Raw genomic sequence first — 9,094 nt, 5'->3', positions numbered from 1 at the left:
AGCTTCGCTCGCAACTGGCGCGAGTAGCACTATGTCCTCTGACCTGTGGAGCTTTTCCCTCACTACCTACGCCCGCCCGGGTGTCGAGCAGGCGTGCCTGCAATTGCAGGCGGCGGGAGTCAATGTCTGCCTGCTGCTGTGCGCGGCTTGGCTGGAGGAGCGAAGAATCAGCTGTAACGAACAGCGCTTGCAGCAACTTCGAGAGATAGCCCGAACCTGGGATGCGGATGTCGTGCGACCGTTACGGGCGTTGCGCATGCAATGGAAAGACGCGGCAGCAAGAGACGCCGGGTTGCATACGTTGCGCGAGCAAGTGAAGACCTTGGAGCTGGAAGCCGAACGGCATCTGTTACAGCGACTGGAGCAAACGGCCCAAAACTGGCCGCAGGAAGAGACGGCCGATCTATCGGCCTGGCTGGAAGGCGTGACGGCAGACGCCGCCCACCTCGACCGCAACGCGCTGCATCAGCTGCGCGTCGCGGTAACCGGCACTTAGGAAGCGCTGGTAGGCGTGGAGGTTGCTGCGCTCGGAACAGCGGCCGGCGTTGGTGCTGGTGCAGTTGTCGAGGTAGTGACCGTCGAAGCAGGTGCTGCAGCGGGAGCCGGAGTGGCTGGCTTGGCAACAGGTGCGGTCGCGGGCTTGGCGGCAACCGGTTTTTTCACTGCGGGTTTGGCGGCTGGTTTAGCAGCAGGTTTGGCCGCTGGTTTTGCTGCAACTGGTTTGGCAGCGGGTTTGGCGGCGGCCGGTTTGGCGGCGCTGGCAGTTGCCGGTTTGGCGGCAGTGGCAGGTTTTGCCGCAGCCGTTTTAGCGGCCGGTTTGGCAGCCGGTTTAGCCGGTGCTTTCGCCGCAGGTTTTGCTGCAGGTTTTGCTGCTGGTTTAGCCGCAGGCTTGGCCGCGATTTTGGCCGCAACCGGTTTGGCTGCCGGCTTGGCAGCAGGCTTCGCCGCGGCGGTTCTGGCAGCAGGTTTTGCAGCGGATTTAGCGGCTGGTTTTGCGGCTGGTTTAGCGGCAGTTTTTACCGCCGGTTTTGCGGCTGGTTTTGCTGCAGCGGTTTTTGCCGCGGCAGGTTTTGCAGCCGCTGTTTTTGCAGCAGCCGGCTTGGCAGCAACAGGTTTGGCAGCAGCAGTTCTCGCAGCAGGTTTTGCAGCTGGTTTGGCAGCCGCCGTTTTAGCGACAGGTTTGGCGGCAGGTTTGGCCGGTGCTTTTGCGGCAGCCGGTTTGGCAGCGGCTTTCTTCACAGGGGCCGCGGCTGACTTGGCCGAACGCAGGGTCAACGCCTTGCCGACAGCCTCTTGTACACGACCAATGCCCTGAGCCAGTTTCAGGCTCTCTTGAGCGTCGCGCTTGAGTTGCAGAATGTAGCCACGAGTGTCCGACTGGCGCTCTTTGAGAGCATCAAGCAGGTCTTCGAGTTCCTTCACTCCTTCCTTGGCTTTGGCTTGCGCCTTGGCCTTGCCGGCTGCCGCGGCGTCCTGCAATTTGGTGCGGGATTTATGCAATTTTTCCTGCGCTTTTCCGCGCTGCTTTTCCAGCTTGGCGAGCAGTTTTTCAGCATCAGCCAAGGCTTCGGAACAAGCGTTTTCCAGATGCTCGAGCAAGCTGCCCGAGAGTTGTTGGAGCAGGTGCAACGGAGTGTTTACTGGCTTCTTGGTGGCCGACATGGTTTACCTCCTGGCTGAAGTGAGTTGCGGCTCATACTAGACCTCTGCTGCAACCGCCGCTAGGGCATGTTGACACTATCGAAAGCGGTGCGTTGCAAACCAGCGAAAATCTTCTTCGTCGACGCAAAAAGCAGTTCACCTTTCAGTCTCTTCACACTGGCATAATCGCCCGCATTCCAGGTTGGAGAGTGCCCATGTCGCGCTACCTTTTTTTATCGCTGTGGGTAATTTTTTCGGCGGCTCATGCAGCTGAAAAAGCCCAGGAAAATGACGCCCACGATCTCGCATACAGTCTGGGCGCGAGCCTGGGCGAGCGCTTGCGCCAAGAGGTTCCCGACCTGCAACTCAAGGCGTTGGTCGAAGGCCTTCAACAAGCCTACCAAGGCAAACCACTGGCGTTGAAAGAGGAGCGAATCGAGCAGATTCTCACCGAGCACGAAGCCCGGGTCGCCATGCAATCGCCTGCGCCGCAGAGCGAACTGGCACTGGAAAACGAGCAACGATTTCTCGCCGATGAAAAAGCCAAACCCGGTGTCCGCGAATTGGCCGATGGCATTCTGCTGACCGAGTTGGCACCCGGGACTGGCGTCAAGGCCGGGCCGAACGGCAAGGTGCAGGTGTTGTACATCGGTCGCCTTCCCGACGGCACAGTGTTCGACCAGAACAGTCAGCCGCAGTGGTTCAGTCTTGATAGCGTGATCAGTGGCTGGCGCACTGCGTTGCAGCAAATGCCGGTCGGCGCAAAATGGCGCCTGGTGATTCCTTCGGCACAAGCCTATGGCGCCGAGGGTGCTGGCGACCTGATCGCGCCTTTCACACCACTGGTCTTCGAAGTCGAGTTACGCGGCGCTACCGGTTGAAAGCAGAAATGAAAACGGCGTGCCTTGGCACGCCGTTTCGGGTTTTGCACGAAGCGCTTCAGGCCTGGACCGAATCGGCTTCCTTGTGAGCGGTGTGCAGCACTTCGATCAGGCAGTCTTCCAGTTCGAAGCGTTCATGCAACAGGCCGCCGAGCTCCTTGAACTTCTCTGCGACGCACTTGCCTTCATCGCACAGGTCGTTGAACGCGAGGAGTTTCTCGGTGATGACATCGATGCGTGGGTAGAGGGTTTCGGCAAGCTCCAGACCACGCTTGTCGTTGAAGGCCTTGGCCTCGCCCGTCAGCTGTTCGTAGATCTCGAAGTGCCCGGCAGAAACGTAGTCGACCAGCACGCCGCAGAATTCCTGCAAAGGTTTTCTGTTTTCGCCCAAGGCTTCAGGCTTTGCACCGAGCTTGTCGTAGGCGTCGATCAGCTCCTTGCGCTCCTGCAACCAGCGATCGATCAACAGGTGCACTCCACCCCAGCGTTCCTGAGCATTCTGACAACTTTCGAGCATGGTGATCTCTCTTCCCTTGTGGGTCAGCTGCTCTATGCCTGTTCGCCTCTTGTAATGGGCGGTCAGGCAGAGCGTCATCGAGCAACATAATTCCAATGACACGTGCGGGCCAGATTATGCCCGCACGACTGTGGCTTCAAGGTACGCACGCGATAAAGTTCATACAAGTGTTTAATCGCGTGCCAGGGCGTGATGCGACGAATCGCCGCCGAGTGGTCGCCGCACGCTGATCCGCACAAGTCGCAACAGCTGGTAAACCGCGAGAATCATCATTGCCACGAAGAACAGCAAACTCCATTCAGGAAGGCTCAGGTCGAACAAGGTCCAGGCGACTTGTCGGCAATCGATCGAGCCGTTGAACATCAGGCGCAGGATGCACGTCCAGGGCGCATTGGCGAATACCTCAGGCAGATCCGGAACACATGTCGAGAGCTGATGCGCCGGATCGCTCTGGAGCAAAACCTGCCGCCACGCAGTCACGGTACCGGCCAGGCTGCAGACAAGATTCAGCAACCAATAGAGGAATGCCCCGAGACGGCCCGGCCCATGCACCGCCGCGATCAGGCAGACGCCCGTCAGCAACGCCAGGCAGAGTCGCTGCAACAGGCACAACCCGCAAGGCTTCAGACCCACGGCATATTGCAGATAGTAAGACACGCCCAGCACCAGGGCGCCCGCAATGAAAAGTGCAAAAAACAAGGAGCGTGAGCAGGCCAACGACATGGCTTTTCCGTAACAATTAAGGACAGATAGCTACGGTAGAGGAAAGCGCGCAAGCCTTTCAAGGCAGGTGGACAGCGACACTTCAGCAAGGACGTAGGGAATTCCCGACAGAAGCTAGAAGATTAGGTGTAGTCCTTTGTAGGACTATGCTTAAGATGCGATAGGAAGACAAAAACAGACTGGTTTTCGCCATTCTGTATTGCCTTCCATGCAGAATTCGCCAACGGACAAACGCGACAACTTCCCGCCATCAAGCGTGAGCGAGTACCGGTAACGGCGCTGCCAGCAAGCGCTCGTCCAGCAAGCCCAAGCCCTCCTGGAACAACTGGTTGCTGCGTTCGGTGTCGCCCATTTGCGCCAGCAGCCGCGCCAGCTCGGCGCAGGCTTCCGGATTGCGCTGCACACGCAGGCTGCTCTCCAGATAATCCCGCGCCTTGCCCCACAGGCTGGATTGCAGACACAGACGCCCCAGGGTCAGTAACAGGCTAGGGTCGGCGGGATGATCCTTGAGCCAGCCTTCGGCGATTTGTAGCTGACGCGCCGGATCATTGCCACGCACCAATCCGTAGAGACGCGCCAAGTGGCTGTCGTAGCTGCGCTTGAGCGCCGTGCGCAAGACCTCTTCGGCCTCAGCCTGAGCGCCCAACTGACGGAGTTGCTCAGCATAGGCCAGCACCAGCTGCGGCTCCTGGCGTTGAGCAGACGTGAGTTGCTGCCAGGCGCGTTCGAGCGCTTGCAAACCGACGGTACCATCCGCTTCCCGATGCGCTGCCAGGGACAGGTTTTCACCCCAGGCACGACGCTCCAGTTCGGCCAGTTCAGCCTTGGGCAGGACTTTATCCTTGCGCAACTCCGGCAACAGGCGGATTACCGCCGACCAATCGCCTCGTTGCTGGTGCAGGCGCTGCAACTGGCGCAGCATCTGTGCGTTATGCGGATGGCGCTCATGCATCGCTTGCAGGGTGGCCAGGGCACCCTCGGTATCACCACGGTCGGTCTGCAATTGCGCGTGATTCAGGGCAATCGCCAACTCGGCCTGAGGTTGACGCTCCAGAGCGCGCTCCAGCAGGTTGTCGCTCTCTTCATATAAGCCTTGTTCGTTGGCTGCGCGGGCAGCGCCGAGGTAGTACAGCAACGGTTGGCGCTCGGCCTCCGCGGCGCGATGCAAATGCCGCTGCGCACTGGCCCAGCGACCTTCGGCCAGATCGAGTTGCCCGTGCTCGATCGCGACCTGCACCCGACGACTGCGATTGCGTCGCGACCAGGGATTGACCACGCCACCGGAAGTGGTCACCAACTCGATCAACGCCTTGATGCCCCAGAACACCAGCCAGAGCACCGCAATCAACGCCAGCGTTGCCCACAGGCTCGATTCGAAGCGGAAGCTCTTGTAGGCAATCAGCACGTAACCGGAATGTTCGGTGATCGCCAGTCCCAGCGCAGCGGCGGCAGCGATGACCAGAAACACGATCACATAGAGACGCTTCATGGCGTAGCCTCCTGCGCGGTATTCGCGGCAGGTTTGGCCAGCGGCTTGATCGAATCTTCGGCATTGACGTTACGTCGCTGCAGGTAACCCTGCACCGCACTCAGGGTCCCGGTCAGATCCGGGGTGACCACCGTGACGGGCTGCGTGCTCAGTTCGGCCACCTGTTCGAGCATCACTTTGCTTTGCGGGTTGTCCGGGTTGAAATTGCCCTTGAGCACATCCCGCGCCTCGTCCAGCGCCTGGCTGTAAACCGCGGCCTGGCCATTGAGCGCAGCCCATTGTGCCTGCTCAAGTGCCAGGCTCAGCGCCAGGCGCACCTGGCTCAGGCTCTGGCCTGCCAGCAACGGACGAACATTCTTGTCGGCGTTGAAATCGATGCGGATGTAGCGCGAGATCTGATCCCACCATTGCGCCCAGCGACTGGCGCCGTCGCCATCTGCAGTCAGCCCGAGCAGGGATTCGCCGCGGTCCTTGTACTCGGGTGCGAGCTCGGTGAGGCTGATCACTTGATCGCGCAATGCGCCCAACCGCAGGAACAAACCGGTGCGATCGGGCTGCTCAGTGCTGCGCAAGGCCACCAGGGTTTTCGCTACTTGTTCGCGCGCGGCAAACGAACCCGGATCATTCTGTTCGCGGAGAATCTCATCGGCACCCTCCACCAGCGCCTGGGCACTGCTGATGTCCTGCAATGCCGACAGCCGCAGGCTGGCCAGGCGCAACAAGTGCTCGGCTTCGGCCAGACGCCAGTCCTTGCGACTGGCACCGAGAACCGTTTCCAGACGTTGATTGAGTCGCTGTTGATCACCCTGCAACTGAATCACCAGACGGCTGCGCTCTTCCAGCACATCGGCGCCGGGCAGTTGTTCCAGACGCGCGCTCAGGCGCTGTTCATTGAGCTTCAGGCTCTGCGCCTCGTCACTCAACGCCTGCACCTGGCTCAGTTGTTGTTGGTTGGTCGCCTGCAGGTGACGCACCTGCCAGACACCCCAACCACCTACCGCAATGCCGGCGGCACCCAGCAGTATCGCGACGATCGCCAGTCCATTGCCTCGGCGCGGCTCGGCAGCAGGAGGCAGCGCTTCATCAAGAGGAGTATCAACCGGCGCATCTGGCACAGGCCGCGAGTCATTTTTTGGCAAGGCTGTTTCGCTCACGTATCCATCCTTTGCATTAGAGAACGGGCACGGGATGCTCCCGTAACGCCGTCAGCAAAGCCGCGGCGCTCGCACCACGACAATCCACAACTTTCAGGGCTCCGGCGGCACGTGCCAGCTCGGCGACCCTGGGGCTTGGTACAAACAACGGCAACTGCGCCAATTGCGGCCAGGCATCGCCAGCCAATTGATGCAGGTGCTCAAAACCCTGTCCACTGCTGACCACCAGTGCGTTCAGGCGTTCCGCTTCGATCCGGTCCGGCAGCGCTGCCGACGGGTACATCGGCAACTGGCGGCGGTACAACTCCAGATACTCGACACTAGCACCTCGCTCACGCAAGCGCTCGGCCAGCAGTTCGCGCCCGCCCTCGCCGCGCAGGATCAGAACCTCGGGATGCGGCCGGGCAAGAGCCTCGCGCAACGCTGCAAGCTCAAGCAAGGCTTCGCTGTCGTCCCCATCATCCGGGAAGCTCACGTCCAGGCCTTGATCTTCAAGGATCTGCGCCGTCGCGGCACCGACACTGAACCACGTCACACCCATTGCTTGCGAGCCGGAGCGTTCGAGCAATTCGACGCCGATTCGCGCAGCAGGCTTGCTGACCACGATCACCGCGCAAAATCGTTCGAGGTTGCGAATCACGCCTAGCATTGTGTCAGAGGCAGGGATCGGCACGATGTCCAAAAGCGGCAAGCTGCTGCTGAAAATCCCCTGCCCGGCCAGAAAACGGCTCAGGGCTGCCGACTCATCCGCCGGACGCGTCAGCAGCAAGCGCCAGCCGGTCACTCGTGACCTGCCTCGCCGTAGACCGCTTTGAGAATGTCGGCGGCGCCCTGGCTCAAGAGATCCTCGGCCACTTGCACACCCAAGGCTTCGGCAGCACCACGTGGCGCACGCGCCTGGGCGCTGAGCAGCAGGCCACCGCTCGGATCGCCCACCAGGCCACGCAGCCAGACCTGCTCGCCTTCAAGCACGGCGTAACAGGCGATAGGCACCTGGCAGCCGCCATTGAGGTGTTTGTTGAGAGCACGTTCGGCGGTCACGCGGGTGGCGGTGTCCTGGTGATGCAGCGGCGCCAGCAGCGCATGAATTTCGCTGTCGGCAGTCCGGCACTCAATGCCCACGGCGCCCTGGCCACCGGCCGGCAGGCTGTCGTCGACGCTGATGGCCGAGGTGATGCGATCTTCAAAGCCCAGCCGGATCAACCCGGCAGCGGCGAGAATAATGGCGTCGTATTCGCCGGCATCCAGTTTGGCCAGACGCGTATTGACGTTGCCACGCAGGAAACGGATTTCCAGGTCCGGACGACGGGTCAGCAACTGAGCCTGGCGGCGCAGGCTCGACGTGCCGACGATACTGCCTGGCGGCAACTCATCGAGGCTGGAATAGGTATTGGAGACGAATGCATCACGCGGGTCTTCGCGTTCGCAGATGCAGAAAAGGCCGAGCCCTTCGGGGAAGTCCATCGGCACGTCTTTCATCGAATGCACGGCGATGTCGGCTTCGTTTTCCAGCAGGGCGGTTTCCAGTTCCTTGACGAACAGGCCCTTGCCACCGATTTTCGACAATGGCGAGTCGAGAAGCTTGTCGCCTCGACTGACCATCGGCACCAACGTCACGAGCAAACCCGGGTGGGCCTGTTCGAGACGGGCTTTGACGTATTCGGCCTGCCACAGGGCGAGAGCACTTTTGCGGGTGGCGATGCGGATTTGGCGAGAGGACATGGATCAATCCGTACTGAAAAGATACGACGGATAATAACAGCTCAGCCAAATCCACTTTGACTTGTATCAGAAACTACTCGGCCTCCCTGGCCCCGGATATCCGGCAATCGGGTGTGAAACTCGCCTGCGAACAGCGAATCAAAGCTGTTGCATCATTTTCCGCACGCCGGCCACATGGCGTCGACTGACGATCAATGCGTCACCGTTCAGGCCTTTGAGAAACAGCTGGAAATGCCCAAGCGGTGTGCGTTGCAAGCGTTCGATGCGTTCACGGGCAACCAGCGCGTTACGATGGATCCGCACGAAACGGTCACCGAATTCGTCCTCAAGCGCTTTGAGCGGCTCATCGAGCAACACTTCGCCCGCTTCATGGCGCAAGGTCACGTATTTGTGATCGGCGATGAAGTAGACCACCTGGTCCAGCGGAATCAACTCGATCCCTTTACGGGTGCGGGCGCTGATGTGGCTGCGGGGACCACTGCCGCTTTCGGCAGCCGGACGGGTCAGGGCCGAGAGTTGAACACGATTGGGGCGCTCGGCTTTTTTTAATGCGTCTTGTAAATGTTCAGTTCTCACAGGTTTCACCAGATAGCCTACGGCGCTGGCCTGTAAGGCTTCCACGGCAAATTCATCGGGCCCGGTGCAAAACACCACGGCGGGCGGAGTTTCACGTTCGCACAATCGTGCGGCCACCTGCAGGCCATCGAGGCCCGGCATACGGACATCAAGCAGCACGATGTCCGGTTTGTGGCTGTCGATCAGTGCCAACGCTTCTTCGCCATTCGTGGCGCTGGGCTCCAGGACACTGTATCCCTCGAGTTCGCCAACCATTCGGCTCAGGCGCTCGCGGGCTAGGGGGTCGTCATCAACGATCAGGACATTCATATTGCGCTGGATTCCTGCGTGAGTCTTGCACAAGGATAGCGTAGACAGGTGAAGTGACGTCCGTCACCGCGATCCACGCTAA

10 protein-coding genes are annotated in these 9,094 nt (G+C 60.3%); 2 read left to right on the top strand and 8 right to left on the bottom strand.

Annotation, left to right across the window (positions count from 1 at the left end; genetic code table 11):
* The first annotated feature begins 31 nt into the window (after positions 1-31).
* Complete coding sequence (locus D8V06_RS29140; RefSeq protein ID WP_130908599.1) at positions 32-496, top strand: TIGR02444 family protein; 465 nt, start codon at positions 32-34, stop codon at positions 494-496.
* On the opposite strand, the gene D8V06_RS30535 is transcribed toward D8V06_RS29140, so the two are convergent.
* Positions 493-1,662 carry an AlgP family protein gene (locus D8V06_RS30535; RefSeq protein WP_130932340.1) on the bottom strand — a complete coding sequence of 390 codons (1,170 nt, stop codon included), beginning with the start codon at positions 1,660-1,662 and terminating at the stop codon, positions 493-495. The genes D8V06_RS29140 and D8V06_RS30535 overlap by 4 nt on opposite strands.
* Positions 1,663-1,856: 194 nt before the next feature.
* Here D8V06_RS30535 and D8V06_RS29130 point away from each other — a divergent pair, with 194 nt between their 5' ends.
* Entirely contained in the window at positions 1,857-2,522 is a 666-nt protein-coding gene (locus D8V06_RS29130; RefSeq protein ID WP_056854109.1) for an FKBP-type peptidyl-prolyl cis-trans isomerase, read from the top strand.
* A 58-nt stretch (positions 2,523-2,580) separates the two neighbouring features.
* Here the strand turns inward: D8V06_RS29130 and D8V06_RS29125 are convergent, their stop codons facing one another.
* From D8V06_RS29125 to D8V06_RS29095, 7 genes are all read right to left on the bottom strand, one after another.
* The gene (locus D8V06_RS29125; protein ID WP_056854110.1) at positions 2,581-3,039 is read right to left on the bottom strand and encodes an Rsd/AlgQ family anti-sigma factor; all 459 of its coding nucleotides are present in this window, start codon (positions 3,037-3,039) and stop codon (positions 2,581-2,583) included.
* A 171-nt stretch (positions 3,040-3,210) separates the two neighbouring features.
* Positions 3,211-3,762 carry a disulfide bond formation protein B gene (locus D8V06_RS29120; RefSeq protein WP_056854111.1) on the bottom strand — a complete coding sequence of 184 codons (552 nt, stop codon included), beginning with the start codon at positions 3,760-3,762 and terminating at the stop codon, positions 3,211-3,213.
* 250 nt (positions 3,763-4,012) lie between these two features.
* Complete coding sequence (locus D8V06_RS29115) at positions 4,013-5,251, bottom strand: heme biosynthesis protein HemY (RefSeq protein WP_130932339.1); 1,239 nt, start codon at positions 5,249-5,251, stop codon at positions 4,013-4,015.
* A complete protein-coding gene (locus D8V06_RS29110) occupies positions 5,248-6,405 on the bottom strand; it encodes a uroporphyrinogen-III C-methyltransferase (protein WP_056854113.1) in 1,158 nt (385 codons plus the stop codon). Before D8V06_RS29110 ends, D8V06_RS29115 begins: the two co-directional genes overlap by 4 nt.
* A 16-nt stretch (positions 6,406-6,421) precedes the next feature.
* Positions 6,422-7,189: a uroporphyrinogen-III synthase gene (locus D8V06_RS29105; protein ID WP_130932338.1), complete on the bottom strand. Its 768-nt coding sequence runs from the start codon at positions 7,187-7,189 to the stop codon at positions 6,422-6,424.
* A complete protein-coding gene (gene hemC, locus D8V06_RS29100; protein ID WP_130932337.1) occupies positions 7,186-8,127 on the bottom strand; it encodes a hydroxymethylbilane synthase in 942 nt (313 codons plus the stop codon). The genes D8V06_RS29105 and hemC overlap by 4 nt, the downstream gene beginning before the upstream one ends.
* A 138-nt stretch (positions 8,128-8,265) precedes the next feature.
* Positions 8,266-9,012 carry a LytTR family DNA-binding domain-containing protein gene (locus D8V06_RS29095; protein WP_056854116.1) on the bottom strand — a complete coding sequence of 249 codons (747 nt, stop codon included), beginning with the start codon at positions 9,010-9,012 and terminating at the stop codon, positions 8,266-8,268.
* Between the last annotated feature and the right edge of the window lie 82 nt (positions 9,013-9,094).

This window comes from Pseudomonas sp. Sample_24, from assembly GCF_004307605.1.
GTDB lineage: Bacteria > Pseudomonadota > Gammaproteobacteria > Pseudomonadales > Pseudomonadaceae > Aquipseudomonas.
This window is presented reverse-complemented; position numbering and strand designations above follow the sequence as displayed.

Excerpts from the sequence above, each read along its gene's own strand:
- D8V06_RS29140 (WP_130908599.1), top strand. The coding sequence starts at position 32 with ATGTCCTCTGACCTGTGGAGCTTTTCCCTCACTACCTACGCCCGCCCG.
- D8V06_RS30535 (WP_130932340.1), bottom strand. The coding sequence starts at position 1,662 with ATGTCGGCCACCAAGAAGCCAGTAAACACTCCGTTGCACCTGCTCCAA.
- D8V06_RS29130 (WP_056854109.1), top strand. The coding sequence starts at position 1,857 with ATGTCGCGCTACCTTTTTTTATCGCTGTGGGTAATTTTTTCGGCGGCT.
- D8V06_RS29125 (WP_056854110.1), bottom strand. The coding sequence starts at position 3,039 with ATGCTCGAAAGTTGTCAGAATGCTCAGGAACGCTGGGGTGGAGTGCAC.
- D8V06_RS29120 (WP_056854111.1), bottom strand. The coding sequence starts at position 3,762 with ATGTCGTTGGCCTGCTCACGCTCCTTGTTTTTTGCACTTTTCATTGCG.
- D8V06_RS29115 (WP_130932339.1), bottom strand. The coding sequence starts at position 5,251 with ATGAAGCGTCTCTATGTGATCGTGTTTCTGGTCATCGCTGCCGCCGCT.
- hemC (WP_130932337.1), bottom strand. The coding sequence starts at position 8,127 with ATGTCCTCTCGCCAAATCCGCATCGCCACCCGCAAAAGTGCTCTCGCC.
- D8V06_RS29095 (WP_056854116.1), bottom strand. The coding sequence starts at position 9,012 with ATGAATGTCCTGATCGTTGATGACGACCCCCTAGCCCGCGAGCGCCTG.